General features: G+C 58.8%; 22 protein-coding genes and 1 tRNA gene. 12 read left to right on the forward strand and 11 right to left on the reverse strand.

The annotated features are described in order from the left end of the window. Positions 1-49 precede the first annotated feature (49 nt). The 5 genes from JJN09_RS00665 (at position 50) to JJN09_RS00685 (ending at position 3,212) form a co-directional block, all read left to right on the forward strand. A complete protein-coding gene (locus tag JJN09_RS00665; RefSeq protein WP_249485023.1) occupies positions 50-934 on the forward strand; it encodes an alpha/beta fold hydrolase in 885 nt (294 codons plus the stop codon). Between the two features lie 169 nt (positions 935-1,103). Continuing rightward, a tRNA-Gly gene (locus JJN09_RS00670) sits at positions 1,104-1,177 on the forward strand. Between the two features lie 447 nt (positions 1,178-1,624). Further along, positions 1,625-1,804, forward strand: a complete 180-nt coding sequence (locus JJN09_RS00675; protein ID WP_007957952.1) for a type II toxin-antitoxin system HicA family toxin — start codon at positions 1,625-1,627, stop codon at positions 1,802-1,804. Positions 1,805-1,840: 36 nt separating this feature from the next. Next, complete coding sequence (locus JJN09_RS00680; protein ID WP_085710213.1) at positions 1,841-2,248, forward strand: type II toxin-antitoxin system HicB family antitoxin; 408 nt, start codon at positions 1,841-1,843, stop codon at positions 2,246-2,248. A 235-nt stretch (positions 2,249-2,483) separates the two neighbouring features. Further along, complete coding sequence (locus JJN09_RS00685; RefSeq protein ID WP_249485024.1) at positions 2,484-3,212, forward strand: bifunctional 2-polyprenyl-6-hydroxyphenol methylase/3-demethylubiquinol 3-O-methyltransferase UbiG; 729 nt, start codon at positions 2,484-2,486, stop codon at positions 3,210-3,212. A gap of 39 nt (positions 3,213-3,251) precedes the next feature. Here JJN09_RS00685 and tam read toward each other — a convergent pair whose 3' ends face one another. Further along, the gene (gene tam, locus JJN09_RS00690; RefSeq protein WP_249485025.1) at positions 3,252-4,022 is read right to left on the reverse strand and encodes a trans-aconitate 2-methyltransferase; all 771 of its coding nucleotides are present in this window, start codon (positions 4,020-4,022) and stop codon (positions 3,252-3,254) included. Between the two features lie 374 nt (positions 4,023-4,396). Between tam and JJN09_RS00695 the strand changes: the two genes are divergently transcribed. The 3 genes from JJN09_RS00695 (at position 4,397) to JJN09_RS00705 (ending at position 6,118) form a co-directional block, all read left to right on the forward strand. Further along, on the forward strand, positions 4,397-4,900 hold the full coding sequence (locus JJN09_RS00695) for an inclusion body family protein (protein ID WP_007957947.1): 504 nt from the start codon (positions 4,397-4,399) through the stop codon (positions 4,898-4,900). 123 nt (positions 4,901-5,023) lie between these two features. Continuing rightward, positions 5,024-5,563 carry an AidA/PixA family protein gene (locus JJN09_RS00700; RefSeq protein ID WP_249485026.1) on the forward strand — a complete coding sequence of 180 codons (540 nt, stop codon included), beginning with the start codon at positions 5,024-5,026 and terminating at the stop codon, positions 5,561-5,563. A 144-nt stretch (positions 5,564-5,707) separates the two neighbouring features. Beyond that, positions 5,708-6,118 carry a low affinity iron permease family protein gene (locus JJN09_RS00705; protein ID WP_249485027.1) on the forward strand — a complete coding sequence of 137 codons (411 nt, stop codon included), beginning with the start codon at positions 5,708-5,710 and terminating at the stop codon, positions 6,116-6,118. Between the two features lie 48 nt (positions 6,119-6,166). Here the strand turns inward: JJN09_RS00705 and JJN09_RS00710 are convergent, their stop codons facing one another. From JJN09_RS00710 to JJN09_RS00745, 8 genes are all read right to left on the reverse strand, one after another. After that, a complete protein-coding gene (locus JJN09_RS00710; RefSeq protein ID WP_249485028.1) occupies positions 6,167-6,670 on the reverse strand; it encodes a DUF4142 domain-containing protein in 504 nt (167 codons plus the stop codon). Positions 6,671-6,745: 75 nt separating this feature from the next. After that, positions 6,746-6,904 (reverse strand): KGG domain-containing protein, encoded by a 159-nt coding sequence (locus tag JJN09_RS00715; RefSeq protein WP_249485029.1) that lies wholly within the window; start codon positions 6,902-6,904, stop codon positions 6,746-6,748. Between the two features lie 117 nt (positions 6,905-7,021). Then, positions 7,022-8,371 carry a bifunctional diguanylate cyclase/phosphodiesterase gene (locus JJN09_RS00720; RefSeq protein ID WP_249485030.1) on the reverse strand — a complete coding sequence of 450 codons (1,350 nt, stop codon included), beginning with the start codon at positions 8,369-8,371 and terminating at the stop codon, positions 7,022-7,024. 77 nt (positions 8,372-8,448) lie between these two features. Beyond that, entirely contained in the window at positions 8,449-9,087 is a 639-nt protein-coding gene (locus JJN09_RS00725; protein WP_249485031.1) for a LysE family translocator, read from the reverse strand. A 60-nt stretch (positions 9,088-9,147) separates the two neighbouring features. After that, positions 9,148-9,564: a fosfomycin resistance glutathione transferase gene (gene fos / locus JJN09_RS00730; protein ID WP_249485032.1), complete on the reverse strand. Its 417-nt coding sequence runs from the start codon at positions 9,562-9,564 to the stop codon at positions 9,148-9,150. A gap of 4 nt (positions 9,565-9,568) precedes the next feature. Continuing rightward, entirely contained in the window at positions 9,569-10,285 is a 717-nt protein-coding gene (locus tag JJN09_RS00735; protein ID WP_249485033.1) for a hypothetical protein, read from the reverse strand. 35 nt (positions 10,286-10,320) lie between these two features. Beyond that, positions 10,321-11,058 carry a hypothetical protein gene (locus JJN09_RS00740; protein WP_249485034.1) on the reverse strand — a complete coding sequence of 246 codons (738 nt, stop codon included), beginning with the start codon at positions 11,056-11,058 and terminating at the stop codon, positions 10,321-10,323. A 20-nt stretch (positions 11,059-11,078) separates the two neighbouring features. Next, positions 11,079-11,990, reverse strand: a complete 912-nt coding sequence (locus JJN09_RS00745) for a LysR family transcriptional regulator (protein WP_249485035.1) — start codon at positions 11,988-11,990, stop codon at positions 11,079-11,081. A gap of 79 nt (positions 11,991-12,069) precedes the next feature. On the opposite strand from JJN09_RS00745, the gene JJN09_RS00750 reads away from it, so the two are divergent. The 3 genes from JJN09_RS00750 (at position 12,070) to JJN09_RS00760 (ending at position 15,186) form a co-directional block, all read left to right on the forward strand. Further along, on the forward strand, positions 12,070-12,558 hold the full coding sequence (locus tag JJN09_RS00750) for a DMT family transporter (RefSeq protein ID WP_249485036.1): 489 nt from the start codon (positions 12,070-12,072) through the stop codon (positions 12,556-12,558). A gap of 208 nt (positions 12,559-12,766) precedes the next feature. Next, complete coding sequence (locus tag JJN09_RS00755; RefSeq protein WP_249485037.1) at positions 12,767-14,002, forward strand: aminotransferase class I/II-fold pyridoxal phosphate-dependent enzyme; 1,236 nt, start codon at positions 12,767-12,769, stop codon at positions 14,000-14,002. Between the two features lie 17 nt (positions 14,003-14,019). After that, the gene (locus JJN09_RS00760) at positions 14,020-15,186 is read left to right on the forward strand and encodes a multidrug effflux MFS transporter (protein WP_249485038.1); all 1,167 of its coding nucleotides are present in this window, start codon (positions 14,020-14,022) and stop codon (positions 15,184-15,186) included. On the opposite strand, the gene yiaY is transcribed toward JJN09_RS00760, so the two are convergent. After that, positions 15,183-16,331: an L-threonine dehydrogenase gene (gene yiaY, locus JJN09_RS00765; RefSeq protein WP_249485039.1), complete on the reverse strand. Its 1,149-nt coding sequence runs from the start codon at positions 16,329-16,331 to the stop codon at positions 15,183-15,185. The two genes, JJN09_RS00760 and yiaY, sit on opposite strands and share 4 nt — an antisense overlap. A 154-nt stretch (positions 16,332-16,485) precedes the next feature. Between yiaY and JJN09_RS00770 the strand changes: the two genes are divergently transcribed. Beyond that, entirely contained in the window at positions 16,486-17,505 is a 1,020-nt protein-coding gene (locus JJN09_RS00770; RefSeq protein ID WP_249485040.1) for a DUF4917 family protein, read from the forward strand. Here the strand turns inward: JJN09_RS00770 and JJN09_RS00775 are convergent, their stop codons facing one another. Further along, complete coding sequence (locus JJN09_RS00775) at positions 17,506-18,048, reverse strand: helix-turn-helix domain-containing protein (RefSeq protein WP_249485041.1); 543 nt, start codon at positions 18,046-18,048, stop codon at positions 17,506-17,508. It lies immediately after the preceding gene. Positions 18,049-18,075: the final 27 nt, after the last annotated feature.

Below are 18,075 nucleotides of genomic sequence, written 5' to 3' on the forward strand. Positions count from 1 at the left end.
CAATCTCTATTTGCGCGCATACCCGCTTGCTTGCCAGGAGTCTTATGACATGAGGCCAGAAATCGCTGTGCTGGATATACAGGGTCAGTATCGGGTTTACACGGAGTTCTATCGCGCAGACGCCGCAGAAAAGACCATCATCCTGGTCAACGGCTCGATGGCCACGACTGCGTCGTTTGCACAAACCGTGAAAAATCTGCACCCGCAATTCAACGTGGTCTGCTACGACCAGCCCTACGCGGGCAAGTCGAAAGTCCACAACCGTCACGAGAAACATCTGACGAAAGAAGTCGAAGGTCTGATCCTGCTGGAGCTGATCGACCACTTCGCGGCCGAACACGTGCTGTCGTTCTCCTGGGGTGGCGCCGCGACCATGGTCGCCCTCGCCCATCAACCCCGGCGCATCGAAAAAGCCGTGATCAGCTCGTTCTCTCCGGTGGTCAACGCGCACATGCTCGATTACCTCGAGCGCGGCGTCGAATGCCTCGGCAAACGCGACGGCGACCGGGTCGGGCATCTGGTCAACAACACCATCGGCAAACACCTGCCGTCGCTGTTCAAGCGCTTCAATTATCGCCACGTCAGCAGCCTCGCCGAACACGAATACGGGCAGATGCACTTTCACATCAGCAACGTGCTGCACAGTGACCGTCAGTGCTATCTGAACGCGGCGAAGAAAATCAACGTACCGGTGCTGTTCATGAACGGCGAATGGGACGAATACACCGCCGCTGAAGATGCCCGCCTGTTCGGCAACCACGTGGCGCAAAGCACCTTCACCACCCTGCAGGCCACCGGTCACTTCCTCGACATGGAACACAAGTCGGCCTGCCGGGACAGCCAGAACGCCCTGCTCGGTTTCCTGAAACCGGCGCAACAGGCCAGCCGAACGCGTTACCAGTTAGTCCAGGATCACCATGCATTGGCCATTTGAAACAGTGTCATCGCGAGCAAGCCTGCGGGTCTGAGTTTTAGCCGTCCTCCAGCCCGTAGCGCTTGCCCGCGATTGACCGATTTGGCTCTGATTCAGGCTTTTCCGCTCGCCACACGCAAAGAAAACTTCAAATCAGTGGCCGAGTCTGGTACAAAGTCAGCCGCTCTGAGCGGGTGTCGTATAATGGCATTACTCCAGCTTCCCAAGCTGATAACGAGGGTTCGATTCCCTTCACCCGCTCCAATTGAATTTATGTCCTGCGTCGTGGTTTGACGGGGGATACGCAAACAGAAAAAACCGGCCTTGATGGCCGGTTTTTTTGTGTCTGGGATTTGGAGCGAATCCCCCCAATACGCCGAGGGCGGACATTACTTCGACTGCTTAACTCCATTTAACTGTGGGTTATCGCGCCCAAATCGGGATAAGCCCCAAAATATTGGAGTTAGAACCACTACCTGCCTCAAAAATTTACTTTGGCCAGGGCCCCACGCCTGTTCAGCCTCAACGCCAACCCATTGGATTTCATGGAAACGGCCCGCAATACACTCCCAATCCTGCTGAAGTATCCCCGCCTAGACTCCTTCGTGAACACCAGCCCCATCACAGGACGATGACCGCTCGGTGGTTATAGTGTTGATCGAGAAAAAATCGCGGGTATAGTACCCACCAAGCACACCACAAGGAGGTGTTGTGAACAGCCGTTTTCTAATTGGCCAACTCGTCGCAGACGGTTGGTATCTGGTGCGGGTCAGGGGCAGTCATCATCACTTCAAGCATCCGACCAAACCTGGTTTGGTCACAGTGCCTCACCCGAAGAAGGATCTGCTCAAGAAAACGGCCATCAGTATTTTGCAGCAGGCGCTGCTTTGACCCGTCAAGTCGATTGCGCTGCGGAGGACAACACACATGCTTTACCCAATTGCGATTTCAGTGGGTGATGAAGGACATGCCTGGGGAGTGGAGGTGCCGGATATTCCGGGCTGTTTCTCCGCTGGAGATGATCTGGATGACGCGATGGCGATGGCCCGCGAAGCCATTGAAGGCCATTTCGAGATTCTGGCCGAAGACGGCTCGCCCATCCCGCCCGCCAACAAGGTCACGCTGCATGCCGCCAATCCAAAATACGCTGGCTGCACGTGGGCGTTGGTGGACATCGATGTAACCAAATACCTGGGCAAAGCTCAGAAACTCAACATCACTTTGCCGGGCTATCTACTCAACCGTATCGATGAATACGTGTTGCACCATCCGGAGGAAAAAAGCCGCTCCGGGTTCTTGGCTTCAGCGGCGCTTAAGGTGTTGCAGCAGGGTTGAACTGATTACTGAAAGCCGGTCTTGAAGACCGGTTTCTTGCTTTTACGAAAAACCGCGATTACAGATCCCCAACACTCGTACGGTTCTCACCCTCGCCACGACCCGCTAGCATTTCCCCATCGCACACCACCCTCCCCCTGCGCGGCCATCGACGAATACGCGCCATCACCTTTCGAGGGATTCAAAACCGTGGCTCCCAAGCCACTCAAATCAAATTTAAAAGAGCAGCAAACCCATGACCCAGAACATCTACGACGATCCCGAATTTTTTCAGGGCTACAGCCAGATGAACCGCTCCATCGGCGGCCTCGATGCCGCGCCGGAATGGCCCGCGCTGAAAGCCTTGTTGCCCTCCCTGCACGGTTTGCAGGTGGTGGACTTGGGTTGCGGCTACGGCTGGCTCTGCCGCTGGGCAAGCGAACAAGGCGCGGCCGAAGTACTGGGGCTGGATGTCTCGGAGAAAATGCTCGAACGGGCGAAGGAAACCACCTCAGCCGCGAACATTCGCTACGAACGTGCCGACCTGGAACAGCTCGATTTGCCTACCTGCACTTTCGATCTGGCCTACAGCTCACTGGCCCTGCATTACATCAAGGATCTCTCGGGGCTGTTTGCCAAGCTGCATGACGCGCTTAAACCCGGTGCGCATTTCGTGTTCTCCATCGAGCACCCGATCTTCATGGCGCCGCGTAATCCGGGATGGCTGATCGACAGCGAAGGCAATAAGCGCTGGCCGCTGGACAGCTATCAGATGGAAGGCGAACGAGTGACCAACTGGCTCGCTGAAGGTGTGATCAAGCAGCATCGTACGGTCGGCACGCTGCTCAACACGTTGATCGACGCCGGGTTTACGATTCAACACGTCAATGAGTGGGGCCCGAGCGATGCTGAAGTGGCCGCACAACCGGCCCTCGCCGAAGAACGCGAGCGGCCGATGATGATGCTGGTCGCCGTACAGCGCTGACCGCAAAAGAAAGGGCCGATCAAATCGGCCCTTTTCGTATCAGCGAGTGGCGACAATGAACAACCGAGGGAACGGCAACAACACCGAACCATCCGCCAGCGCCGGATAAGCCTTCGCAACCTCCGCCAGATATTGCGCCAGATATTCCGCCCGCTCCGTTTCCGTCAGCGGACTGAGGAACGGAATCAAACCGCTGCCCTTGAACCATTCAACGACGCCTGAAGCCCCGCCCGCCAATTGATGGTGATACGTGGTGCGCCACACATCGACCCGTGTGCAATGCGGGCGCAACATTGAGAAATAGGCACTGGCATCCGCCATCTCGGTCCGCTGCCCAGCCGCACCCGCCAGTTTGCGGGCCCAAGGCCCGTTGGCGGCGACTTCGCGCATCAACCGGTGAGACGGCTCATTGAGGTTGTCCGGCATCTGGATCGCCAGACTGCCACCCTGCGCCAACTTGCCTGCCAACGCCGGCAGCAACGTCCCGTGATCCGGCACCCACTGCAACACCGCGTTGGCGAAGATCACATCGAACGGCCCTTCATCGGCCCATTTATCAATGTCCGCCACTTCGAACTGCAACTGCGGCAGACGCTTGCGCGCGGCATCGATCATGTCCGCCGAGCTGTCGAGCCCCTGCACTTTCGCCCCCGGAAAACGATCCACCAGAAGCTCGGTCGAGTTGCCGGGGCCACAACCAATATCGACCACGGAACGGGCCTCGGGCGTGGGAATCGCTGCCAGCAAGTCACGGGCCGGGCGGGTGCGTTCATCTTCAAAAGCGACGTATTGCTTGGCGGACCAGGTCATTGCGTTCTCCTGTCGGGGGGCATTCCAGCGGTTCGTTACGATACAGGCTAGGCCGCACTCAGCTCCAGACCGACAGATTGCAAACCATGTCCGGCGTTTCGATGCTTATCGCCAAATCGCTGGGGCTTATCACTCAACTGACCGTCCGTCGAACGGATTAAACGCAATTTTGACAGCCTGCAATACCTGCCTATAGTCAGTTTGCGGCAATCGGAAGGAACCCGATCTATCAGTAGTCCTGCAGGGAGCAGGTCCGCTCATCTCTCGTGACCGATGGGTTCCGGCAGTAGTGTGCTCGCAACGGCCGAATGGCAAGCAACGTTGTCGTGCCTGAAACCAATATCAGGCAATCACTATGAACAAGGAGCTTTACCATGTCTCGAGTCACGGATGTGCTGGTCACGATCGACACCGAAACCATTCTGAAAAAGTATCCTGGCATCAGCAAAGATCCGAAAAATCCGACGCTGATCGACTGGCATCATGTGTACATGGTCACCAACCAGGACAACGTGGTCAGCGGCCAGGCCGGTGGTGAACTGGACCTGAAGGCACAGGTCGGCGATTTGATTCGCTGGCGTGAAACCAGCCTGTCGCAAAGCTTCGAAACCGCCGTGATCTTCTACAAATTCATCGGCAACCAGGGCGCCGACCTGATCTCCCCGCCCTCGCCGCGCAAGGCTACGGCCTGCGTTGCGGTACCAAACACCAGCAATCCATCGGTCCCCAGCTGCCAGAAAGTCGATAACCACTACTGGTCGTCGGAGACCCTGTCGTGCGGTCGCGTGACCTATCACTTCCACTTCCTGATCGTTGACCGCAACTGCCAGATCATCGGCTGCTGCTCGTGGGATCCGTTCATTTCCATTCACAACTGACGTTGCTTTGGGCCCCTTGGCGACAAGGGGCTCGACGGATTCGCTACCGCCTCGGCCATACCAGGATGCACGGCCGGCCGAGGCGGTTGGCGTCCTGCGCCAACATCATGAAAGGAATCCATGATGACCTCCGAACCGATCCCCTCACCGTCATCCATCACCGAAAACGCGCACGACATTCTGTTGATTGTCGATGCCGAATCAATACGCTCGCGCTATCCGGCCCCCAGTCTGGATGCCAGTTCACCCACGAGCATCAGTGATGGGTTCGTCTTTTTTGCTACAGATGATAACTCTCAAAAAAAAGCCAAAAGTGACAGCAACATCACTTTACCCATCGACATTGGTCGTATTGTTCATTTGCGCGGGAGAACCGTCAGCCTCATCGCCGAGCACAGCGTTGTGGTCTACGACATGAAAATTGATACCAGCACCGTTCTTTCAGGGCTTCATCTGGAAGTTCACCCGAACCTCACCATTCCCGCTCCCAACCCCGACGCTCCGACCGAACCCGCTAGCCAGAAGGCCCACGATCACTTCTGGGCGTGTACGACCAGGGCATCAGGTATGGCCAGACTCGAAACGAACTTCATGCTGGTCAATCAGCAATGTGAGGCCGTGGGTTATTTCAGGTGGGCTGCAAACATAGAGGTGACGAACTAAGTCGCAAAAGAAACCGGCCACTTGAGCCGGTTTCTTTGTCAGTCGTAGTAGCCAACTGTCGTGAGGAACAACGGGGTGTCAGTAGAATTTTCACACCCGCCCCGCTGTCTGAATTTCAAGCTCCCTCCAACAAGGAACACAGCCATGAAATTCGCAAAGATTTCCCAGACGCTCGCACTCTGGGCCGGCAGCCCCAAGACGTTCATGGGGGCTTTGATTCTGATTGGGTTGTGGGGGTTGAGCGGGCCGTTTTTTCATTTCAACGACACCTGGCAACTGATCATCAATACCTCGACCACGATCATCACGTTCCTGATGGTGTTCCTGATCCAGAACACCCAGAACCGTGACACTGACATCCTGCATTTGAAACTCGATGAGTTGCTGCGGGTGAACAAGGAGGCGCAGAACGCGATGCTTGGGCTGGAGTCGCTGGACCTAAAACAACTGGAGGCCCTGCGCCGACACTACCGCGCCATGGGTGAAGGCGAGGTGTTCAATCTTGAGGGGCTCGGCCACAAGAGCCAGCCGAAACAGGATTTGAATGATTGCTGAGCAAAACAAAAAACGGCGCGTTGAGCGCCGTTTTTGTTTGACCCGTTATCAGCGGCTGGCTTGCAGCGCCCGGGCCATTTGCAGATGGTTTTGCAGTTTCGGCAGGGTCTCGTCGGCGAAGGCTTTGATCTCTGGCACGTCGGTGGTCTGCGCTTCCTGCTGGATCTGCTGGATGGCTTCCTCGGTGGCTTTGACCTGACTGGCGGCGTAGGCCTGATCGAAGGTTGCGCCATCCTTCACTTCCGGCATCAACGCCTTGGCCTTGTCCGCGACTTCTTCACGGGGGGCGACAGGCAGATCCAGCTTCTTGGCGATTTTCGCCAGGTGCTGGTTGGCGGTCGTGCGGTCGTTGATGACCACGATGGTGTAGTCCTTGACCTCCTTGGACTCGGACTTCTGATGCGCCAGACGACTGGCCTCGATGTCGGCCATGCCTTTGGCCGATGCATCGTTGATGAAGTCGGCGGGCGACTGGGCGAAAGCACTGCCGGCGCACAGCCCCAGCAGGGTGACAAAACTTGCGTTGCGTACTCGGGTGGCCATGCGGTTCATGGTCGCGCCCTCCTTCTCTCGAAATTCAAACGGGAGCTTTCGCCCCCGCCTCTCAATCAAAACAACCCTCGCCGACTACTTCGATTTCTGAGCAGGCTTGCGGCCCATGTCTGTTTTCGCAGGCTCTTTATCGACCGTCGTGGTGGTGGTTTTCCCACCCTTGCGACCGGCTTCAGAGGCCTTCGTCTTATCGTTGGCGAAGTTTCCCGAGTTCGAGTTTCTTGAATTAGGCATGATTCTCTACCTCTTGGTATTTGATCGTAGCGAGCAGATGCCCACCTGGATTGTGAATTCACCAGCCGCCAAAGGTTTAGAAAAGTTGCCGTTGCCGCGACGAACGGATGATGGCAGTCAGATATCCCGTGCCCGGTGATTCTGCCGTTTGGCGGCATACATGGCCTGGTCAGCGTGGCGGAACAGTTGCTGTTCTTCGCTGCCATGCTCGGGATAGCGGGCGACGCCGATGCTCGGTTCGATGTGCAGGTTGTGCCCGTCCAGACGCATCGGTTGCACCAACACTTGTCGGATTTTTTCCGCGACGCCGTCGGCATCGTCGGAGGCATGGACGCTATGCAGTAGCACCACAAACTCATCGCCGCCAATCCGCGCCACTGTGTCGGTCTCGCGCACGCAGCCCTTGAGCCGATTGGCCACAGTTTGCAGGAGCATGTCGCCAACGCCGTGACCGTAGGTGTCATTGACCTGTTTGAAGCGATCCAGATCGACATACAGCAGCGCCATGAACCCCGACTGCTCCCGCGCACCAGCAAGCGCAGCCTTGAGCCGATCACGCAGCAATTCGCGGTTGGGCAACTGGGTCAACTGATCGTATTGCGCCATGCGCCGCAGACGGGCGTGCAATTGCTGGCGCTCGATGGCCGTGGCGACCTGGGCACAGACATATTGCAGCAGTTCCTTGTCGCGCTCAGTGTAGCGCTCGCCGCCGGCCAGGCTTTTGACGATCAACGCGCCAATGGTGCCATTCTTCGAGCTTAGTGGCACGCCGAGCCAGCACGGCGATTGCTGCCCCGCCACCAGAGCTTCGAAACCCGGTGGTGCGTGCGGGCAATCCGGAGTCAGCAGGATCGGTTGGCCGCTGCGGATCACTTCGGCGCACAGCCGGCCGGTCACGGTGCCGGGTTGCTCCGGTTGCAACTCGTCATCGTCGACGTGGTAGGGGAAATTCAGCTGTGCGCAGTGTTCGTCGTACAGCGCCACGGAGAAATTCAGCGCCGGCAGCCACTCGCCAATAATCATGTGAATGCGCTTGAACAGCGCCAGCAGATCCTCCGCCGCATGCGCCGCTTCGGAGATCGCATACAACGCCGCCTGCCGGGATTCGGCGAGTTTGCGCTCGGTGATGTCCCGAGCCACGGCAATGCGCAGTTGATCGACTTCAGACCAGCGCGCCGACCATAGAATGTGCACGACGCTGCCGTCCTTGCGCACGTAGCGGTTCTCGAAATTGTGCTTGGGCTCGCCGCCCATGATGTCGCTGGCGGCGGACAAGGTGCGTTCGCGGTCGGCGGGATAGACATAGTCGATCATCGACTGGCCGATCAGTTCGTCAGGCGTGTAGCCGAGAATCCGCTCGCAGGCCGCGCTGACAAAAACGAAACGGCCCTGCTTGTCGACTGCGCACACGGCGTCCAGCAACAGATCGATATAACTCGCCAACGGTGCAGAATTTCGACTTTCCATGGTTCAGCGTGGGTGTCCGGACAATGCAGCACTGATCAACCGTCCCTGACCTCGACCTCGCATCCCAGCGATCAATTTCAAGCCTTGTTCGGCATCAGCCCCGGTAACGCATGCACCAGGGCGTTGATGGCGAAACCGATAAACATTACCCCGCACAACCGGGTGATGGCCAGTTCATGGCGCTGATACAGCGTGCGCACCTGTCGGGCGCCGACAATGCCAATGAGAATAGCGTAGGCGAGCAATCCGCCGAGGAAGCTCAAGGCGATCAGCATCGGCAGCATCGACCAGTTGAGCAGTTCGGCGCGGCTCGACAGCAGCGCGGTGAACGTCGCCACTGCCACCGGGTAGGCCTTGGGGTTGGTCAACCCGAACAGGATGCCGTGCCAGAACGGCTGACGCGCAGCGCCCTGGGGCTGATCACCGTTGCTGCGTTTGGCCCGCACCGCGCGCCAGCCGAGCCAGAACAGGTACAGACCGCTGAGCACTCCGAGCACATCGAACGCGGTGCTACCGATTTCCCGGGCGCCGACAATCGCGATCAACGCCGTGCTGCACCAGATCACATCGCCCAGTAAATGCCCGCACAGGAACCCCGCCCCGGCCCGCCGGCCCCGCGCGGCGCCGATGCCAAACACCGCCAGTACACCCGGCCCCGGTGTGATGCCGTAGATGAAACCCGAGGCCAGCACGGCCATAAGCAACGATGGAGTCATGGAAAACCTGCAAGCGCCGGAAAACGTGGCCGCCAGTCTATCCCAGCGGTTTGTGAATATTCACGACTCGTTGAAAAAACGCATCCCCACGTAGGGCTTTTGCCGACACGCGGCCAGTCGCGAGGCGAGGTCGCCCACGTGGGCTTCAAGTTTGTGGCCGTCTGGGTCGAGGAAGTAGAACGACGCACCTTCGCTGCGGTTGTCGCGCCATTCCTGCACATTCGCGGCGCGAAGCTGTTGCACGAACAGCGGAAAGTCCGCCGCATCGAGGCTGAAGGCGTAGTGGGTGTAGTCGACGGCGGGCTCGGATTGGCGTTGCGCATCAAGCGACAGGCACAGCCACAGGCCCGGGAGTGACAGATAGGCACCGGCATCCCACGTGGCCTCGACTCGCAACTTCAGGACGTCACGGTAGAACGCGAGGCTGCGGTCCAGGTCGGTGACGGCGAGGGTCAGGTGGTTGAGGCCGGTGAGCATCGGGTCAGTAACCTCTGAAGTCTTCAGGGATGGTGTATTGCTTGCCGTCGTAGGTCAGGGTGATTTGGGTTTTCTTCAGTGGGGAATCCTGGGAAACGCATTCCTTGCCGGATTTGACGGTTTTCATCGCCGTGCCGCTTGAAGTAATGATCAGGTCGGAATAACCGTTGTGGCTGGTCGGGCCGATTTCCACGGTTCGGCGAATTTGCTGACCTTCACCCACACAGTTTTCCAGCCACTCACCGTTATTCTTGTAAACCACCAGGCCATCCAGAACCGGGCGCAGTTTATTACCCTCGCGCACATAAAGTGTCAGGTCGGTTTTTTCGTAGGGAATGGCACTTGAACTGTGCTCGAACTTCGACCGCAGACCAAAGGCACGGACATCCGGCGCCAGCCTGTAACGGGCCGTATCGATCACCAGGTCGTCGAACCGGATGGCATCAGTGTTGTAAGCCCCGGGTTTGGTGTAAGTGGCAATCGGCTTGGCGTTGGTGCTGTTCAGCACCGCCAGATCCAGATCAAACACACCCGCATCGTCACTGCCTGCGTCCGGTACATACGTGGACTTGAGGGCAATCACTTGCTCCTTGAACGCCGGCCATGGTTTGCAGCGCGAGAGCGATTGGTCGTCGTGATTCTTTGTCACGCAGGCTGGCTGCGCCTGAGCGGTGATCGCGAAAAAGCTGAGGGCTATGAAAAGTCGGGTCGGGGTGAGCATTGTTCTTCCTTGAAATAAGTCGCGTTGGATCTGTATCACTCGATGGCCTGGAAACCTTTAGGCAAGACGTATGATTTTCCGTCGTAGTGAAGGGTGGTCAGTACAGGTTTAGCGGTTGTGGTTTTCTCATCACAAGTGTCTGGATCACCTTTGCCAACAATTCCCGTAGTCACCGATTTGACAATCAGATCGGCGTAACCATGAGAACTGGTCTTTCCAATCTCGATCGTGCGGAGGGTACTGGCACGCTCGCCCTCACAATTTCCATCCCACTCTCCGTTGTAGCCATACACCACAAGCCGATCCAGCACTGGGCGTAACGTGTCGCCTTCTTTCACGTAAAGGGACAGCGAAGTCTCATCCATGGGATTGACGCGGGAGGAGCCTTTGAAGACGACCCGAACACCAAAAGCCCGAATTTCAGGGGTCAATTTGTAGCGCGCGGTATCGAACTCAACACTTTCCAGAGCGAAAGCATCGGACTGGAATGCAGAAAGCTTGTAATAGGTGGCCAGAGGTTCTGAATCCTCGACCGAAACAACAGAGAGAGCAAGATCGTAACTACCGACATCACCGGTTTTGCCATACACCGGATCCGGCTCAAATTTAGAGACGGCCTTGAGCGTCATACCAGGATAAGCCGGCCACTCCTTGCAAACAGAAAAGTCTCGCTCCCCCGCCACCGGCGCAGGCACACAATCAGCCAACACCTGCCCTGCCAGCAACGCCCCGCAAAGCGCCAGATACCCCACCACCCAAGACTTCACTGTCACGCCCCGCTCCTTGATATTTTTCAGCCGCGCACTATCCCCTCCCCGATCCGCCGATTCAACCAGTTCAACGCCTGATCCCCGCCCCGCCGCTTGTGCCACGCCGAGACGAAGGTGAATGGCGCGATCTCGAACGGCGGTGTCACGACGATCAGCGCCTCTTCATCAATATCGTTCAACGCCCGCGAGGCCACAGTCAAAATCAGATCCGTGCCGCTGATGAACTGCGGTGCAACGCTCCAGTGCGGCAGGCTGATGGCGACGCGGCGGCGTTCGCGCAGGGCGGTCAGGGTTCGTTCGATTTCCGGGGTGCCGCTGCCGCGCATTTCCAGTAGGACATGAGGACGTGCGAGGTAGGTTGCCATGTCCAGATGCCCATCGGCAGGAAGGCTCTGGCGGTCCAACAGACAGACATAGCGCTCCTCGAACAGCGGCGTGCTGTGCAATTCGCCGGGCAATTCCGGGAGCACACCGGCCGCGAGGTCGATGTCGCCGTTGAGCAAACCTTCAACCATGCCTTCACGGCTGGCATGGCTGATTTGCAGATCGATGCCCGGGGCTTCCGTGCGCAATGTGCGAATCAGGCTGGGCAAGATAATCGCCGCGCCGTAATCCGACATCGCAAGCCGAAAGGTCCGGCGCGCGCTGGCCGGGTCAAAGGTGTTCGGCGCCAGCAGCGATTGCACCTGAGCCAGCGCTTCGGCCAGCGGCGCAACCAGCTCCAGCGCCCGAGCGGTCGGCACCAGCCCCGCACCGGCACGCACCAGCAGTGGATCACCCAGCAAGTCGCGCAAGCGGGCCAACGCATGGCTGACCGCCGGTTGACTCAAGTGCAGACGCTCGGCGGCGCGGGTCACGTGCTGCTCGCTGAGCAAGGCTTCGAGGATCACCAGCAGGTTGAGATCGATGCGCCGCAGATCATTCATCTGATGCATGTTCCGGATGACAAAACAGAATTTAAATCTGCGCGACGAATACCCTAGAGTCCAGCAAAACCTTTGCTGGAGAACGATCATGAGTACGTTGCAGTGGGCCGGCCTGTTGTTGCTCGCGGCATTGGCCGGGGCGGTGGTGCCTTTTCAAAGTGCAATCAACACCAATCTGGCCAGGGGGCTTGGACATCCCTTGTGGGCGACATTGGCGTCACTGCTGGTGAGCGTTCTGGTGTTGTTGCCGGTGATCGTCGCGCTGCGTTTGCCGTTGCCATCGCTGGCGTTCATCGGCAAGGCGCCGCTGTGGATGTGGGCCGGGGGCGCGTTCGGGGTGTGTTTTGTGGCATTGGCGGTGATGCTTGTGCCGAAGCTCGGCGCTTCAGGCTTTGTCGCGCTGGCGTTGGCCGGACAAGTGCTGGCGTCGATGGTGCTGGATCACTTCGGTTTGTTCGGGCTACTGGAGAAGCAACTCACATTGCCTCGGGTACTCGGCGCGGTGCTGTTGATGGCGGGCGTGGTGTTGATCCAGTTCTCCCCGGCGCTGGAAAAGAGCGCAACAGCCGTCGGATAACAGACAAAGGTAAGCCCTTCACTACAAGGGTTGTCGGGCATTTCATCGCCTTACAACCCGACAAGGCATCGCCCTACAAGCAAAACTCCAACGGCCCTCAGCGCTATCGGATACAGCCGATTATGGCCCTGCGAAGCTCTCTGTAAAGTCTGGCAACACACACAAATTGAAACACCCCATGGATTGCCATGCTCAAGGAGAGCTGCCTTTGAATCATCTGACGGATTCCCTCAACACCTTCTCCAACTATCGCAAAGTCATCGCTTTGGCAGACCACGATTGGGAAGCCGCCGAAGCTGGAAAAATCGCCGCCCTCAACGTCGAGGTCAAAGGCTGCAACCACTTGCTCGATCAGCACGGGCGCCAGTTTCATCACTTCTGCACCACGTCCTATCTGGGGCTCGATCACCATCCTGCCCTGCTTGAAGGTGCCATCGCGGCGCTACGTGAAACCGGCACCCTGCGCGTTGCCAACTCGAAAAACCGCTGCAAGCTGGCATTGCTCGATCAATACGAAAGCGAACTGTCGCAATTATTTAGCGCGGTGTGTCTGAGCAGTCTGTCCTGCAGCGCTGCGAGCGCCGGCATCCTGCCGCTGCTGGCCAGTGGCGTGTTCACCCAAAACCGCCCGCCGATGATGGTGTTCGATCGCCTGGCCCACTATTCGATGCATCACCTGAAAGCCAGCTGCGCCGATGAAACCCAAGTGCTGACATCGCCCCACAACGACATGGATTTTCTCGAATCGGTTTGCCAGCGCCACACCTGCGTCGCCTACATCGCCGACGGTGCCTACAGCATGGGTGGCGTCGCCAATCTGGACGGTCTGCTATATCTGAAAGAACGCTATGGCCTGTTTCTTTATCTGGACGATTCCCACGCGTTGTCGGCGGTCGGCAGCAACGGTGCCGGCCTTGTGCGGCCTAGAATGCCGGCGCTGGAAGAGGATTGCCTGATCGTGGCTTCGCTGGCCAAGTCGTTCGGGGCCAGCGGCGGTCTGGTGATGCTCGGGAATGAGCGGCAGAAGAAATTGATCCAGCGTTACGGCGGTCCGAGCAACTGGTCGCAAAGCCTCAACTGCGCGGCCATCGGCGCGGGAATGGCGTCAATCGAACTGCATCGCAGTGCCGAACTGCGGGTCTTGCAGGTTCGGCTCCAGGCCAATATTCGTCTGTTCGACAGTCTGTTGAGCACCGAACAACACGGCAGCCCGATGGCCATCCGCCTGATCAACTGCGGCGAAGCCGCTCTGGCTAATCGAATCGCCATTGAACTGGCCGAACATGGCTTTTTCACCAGCGCGGTATTTTTCCCGGTGGTGGCTCAAGGTAAAGCCGCGATCCGAGTTACCCTGCGTGCCGATATGGAAACCCCATTGATCCACCACTTCTGTGATCTGATCATCGAACTGTTACTGACGCACGGCGGCCATCGCGACCGCTGAACCCTCACGGACGACTCATGAACCCCAGCCTCATCCTGCTCATCACCTGCTCCACCGTGTTCCTCGCCCAACTGGGCATGAGCATTTACCTGCCGGCGTTGCCGCAGATCGCCGGGCATTTGCAGGTCGATGCAACGCAGGTGGCCTGGGGCTTGTCGCTGTACCTGATCGGCATGGCGCTGCCGATGCTGCTCTGGGGCAGTCTGGCGCAGCGCATCGGCCGTAAACCGGTGCTGTTGGCAGCGCTGGGGATTTATGGGCTGGCAAATCTGGCGTTGCCGCTGGGCTCGACACTGGAGTCATTCCTGCTGATGCGACTGCTTCAGGGGATTGGCGCCAGCGGCATTTCGGTGATGGCGCGGGTGCTGATTCGTGACAGTTTCCGGGGTGATCTGCTGGCGAAGGCACTGTCGTGGATTTCGATTTCGTTCGTTGTCGCGCTCGGCATCGGGCAATACGCCGGTTCGCTCATTCAGGTGACGCTGGGCTGGCAGGCGATCTTTTATCTGCTGGGTGCGGTCAGCCTGTTGATGGCCGCGATTGTCTCGCGCCTGAACTTTCCGGAGCTTGTCGAGGCTCCCACAACCGCTTCGCCCTGGGCGGTCTACGGAAGGATTCTGACCCATCGGGCGTTTCTACTGCCGGCGCTCGCGGGCGGTCTGGGCTATGGCGTGATCATCGCATTCAACAGCGCGGCACCGTTGATTCTGCAAGGCCCGTTCAATTGGTCGACCACCGAATACGGGCTGCTGGGCTGGCCGATCAGTGCGGCGTATTTTCTGGGGGCGCTGGCGGTCAACCGCTTTGTGCTGCGTACCGGTCAACATCGGTTGATGGCGTGGGGTGTGGGATTGGTGCTGGCCGGCAGCGGGGTGATGCTGGCTGGAAGCCTGCTGGCCAGTTCGATAGCCTGGTTGCTGTGGCTGCCTTACTGCGTCGCCGTGTTCGGCCAGTCGCTGAACTACCCGATCAGCCTGTCACGGGCCAACGATGGAGCGCCGATTGCCGGCGCCTACGCGATGGCCCTGAGCGGTTTCATCCACCAATTGATGGCTGCGCTGATCGGCGCGGTGGCCAGCCTGTTCGCCAGTCCGCAAGCGTGGCCGCTGTCGCTGCTGTGTTGCGTACTGGCATTGGGCGCGGTGCTCTGCGTGAAGTTCGCGCCCGGTCGCCATCGCGCTTAAAACGCGCTGCGGAAAATCTCTTCGATCTGCCGTTGATCCGCCGCACGCGGGTTGGTCAAACCGCAGGCGTCTTTCAGTGCGTTGGCGGCGAGTATCGGGATGTCGGTGCATTTGGCGCCGAGGTCACGCAGGCCACCGGGGATATCGACGTCTTTGGCCAGGCAACGGATCGCGGCAATCGCGGCTTGCGCACCCTCCTCCGGGCTGAAACCGCGAATGTCGGCACCCATGGCGTGAGCCACATCGGTGAGGCGATCGGCGCAGACCAGCGCGTTGAACGTCTGCACATGGGGCAACAACACCGCGTTGCACACCCCGTGAGGCAAATCGTAGAAACCGCCCAACTGGTGCGCCATCGCGTGCACGTAGCCAAGCGACGCATTGTTGAACGCCATGCCGGCGAGGAACTGCGCATACGCCATGTTTTCCCGTGCGGCGAGGTCGCTGCCGTCGCGAACCGCCAGGCGCAGGTTGTTGCTGATCAGGGTCATCGCCTTCAACGCGCAGGCGTCGGTGATCGGGTTGGCGGCGGTGGACACGTAGGCTTCGATGGCGTGGGTCAGCGCGTCCATGCCGGTGGCGGCGGTCAGGCCTTTCGGCATGGCGACCATCAGCGCCGGGTCGTTGACCGACAGCAGCGGCGTGACGTTACGGTCGACAATGGCCATTTTCACGTGACGGGTTTCGTCGGTGATGATGCAGAAGCGCGTCATCTCGCTGGCCGTGCCGGCGGTGGTGTTGATGGCGATCAAAGGCAATTGCGGCTTGGCCGATTGATCGACGCCTTCATAGTCGCGGATCTGTCCGCCGTTGGTCGCACACAGGGCGATGCCCTTGGCGCAGTCGTGGGGCGAGCCGCCGCCGAGTGACACCACGAAATCGCAACGACTGTCCTTGAGCAGTTCCAGCCCGGCTTCGACATTGGCGATGCTCGGATTCGGCTTGGCGCCGTCGAAGATCACCGAATCGATGTCCTGCATCGCCAGTTTCTCGGCGATCATGGTCGCCACACCGGCTTTGGCCAATCCGGCGTCGGTGACAATCAGCGCCTTGCGAAAACCGTAGTTGCGGATCGCATTCATGGCCTCGTCCAGGCAGCCGCTGCCCATGATGTTTACCGCGGGAATAAAAAAGGTGCTGCTCATGGCGCGTCTCCTGACAGGGGCCGAATCGACTCCTGCGATTCGGCGGATGCATACAGGATCGACCGATCGGTCACGGCGGATGTTGATCTGGCTCAATGCCCGCTCGTGATAAAGTCGCCGCCCATCTGCCCCTTGTTTTGAGACGTGCCCTGCAATGACCGATTTTCTGGATGTCGACGCCACACTCGAAGACTGGAACGCGTTGCGCGCCACCACCGACTTCCGTGGTTTGCTGGTGGGCAACGGCGCCAGTCGCGCGGTGTGGGACGATTTCGGCTACGACTCGCTGTTCGAAAGCGCCCGCACGGTGGAAGAAAAACCTCTGAGTCCATCGGAACTGAGCGTGTTCGACGCAATGCAGACGCGCAGTTTCGAACAGGTACTTGGCGCCCTGAAAACCACCAGCCGGGTCAACAAGGCACTGGCCGTCAGTTCGGCCGCGCCGCGCAATCGCTACTACGCGATCAAGGAAGCGCTGATCAACGCCGTCCACGATTTGCACATTCCGTGGCGACTGGTCGAAGCCTCGACCCTGAGCATTCTGAACCGTGAACTGGCGAGTTACCGTACGGTGTTCACCACCAATTACGACCTGCTCAACTACTGGGCCCTGCAACACCAGGGCGAAGCCATCGACGACCTGTTCAACGGTCCCGACGCCAGTTTCGACTTGTGCGAAAGCCACACCGAAAAACCGCGTCTGCTGTACCTGCACGGCGGCCTGCATCTGGTGCGCAATCTGAACGGCAGCGCCCGCAAAATGACTGCCACCGAGGGCACCCTACTGGGCAGCTTCGCGATCAACAACACGATCAAAACCCTTGATGATGTGCCGTTGTTCGTCAATGAAGGGCCGAGCGCGGACAAACTCAAGACCATCCGCAGTTCCGATTACCTGTCGTTCTGCTACGACCAGTTACTCGCGCACGGCGACAGCCTGTGCATCTTCGGCCATGCCTTGGGCGAGCAGGACGATCACATCGTCCGCGCCCTGCGTCTGGCGAAACCGCAGACCGTGGCGATCTCGATCTATCCGCGCAGCGCGGCGTTCATCCAGCACCAGAAGCGCCACTACGCAAAGGTGTTCGAGGGTACGGGCGCCGAGTTGCGCTTCTTTGATTCGAAGAGCCATGCACTGGGCCATCCAAAGCTGTCGGTGCCCGTCGAAGTCTGATCACTCCTCGCTGCTGTGCACCACCACCAGCAACTGCGCCTGCACCTCGCCCACTGAGCGGATGCGATGGGGTTTCTGCGCATTGAAGTGCAGCGCATCGCCCCGCTCCAGCAGCACCCGTTCGCTCACGAAGTCCACTTCGACCCGGCCTTCGTGGACGAACAGGAATTCCTCGCCCAAGTGTTCCTTGAAGGTCTTGTCGGTGAATTCGCTCGGCGGATAAATGATGAACGGCAGCAGACTGCGCTCGCTGACCTGATGGGCCAGCACCGCATAACCCGGGCTGTGATCGTTGGCCGCCAGCGACTGGCGCTCGTGGCTACGCACCAGGCTGTAGCTGTCGAGGCTGACGTTGTCTTCGGAGAACAATTCCTCGACCTTCACGTTCAGCGCTTTCGCCAGTTTCAGCGCGGCGGCAATCGACGGCGTGTTCAACCCACGCTCGACTTTCGACAGATAACTCTTGGTCATGCCGGATTTCTCGGCCAGTGCCTCAAGGGTTACGCCAAGTTTTTTTCTCAATAATTTCAAACGGATAGACATGCGAAGCGATTAATCCAGCAAAGGAAA

Origin of the sequence: Pseudomonas sp. HS6 (assembly GCF_023375815.1) — a bacterium.
GTDB lineage: Bacteria > Pseudomonadota > Gammaproteobacteria > Pseudomonadales > Pseudomonadaceae > Aquipseudomonas.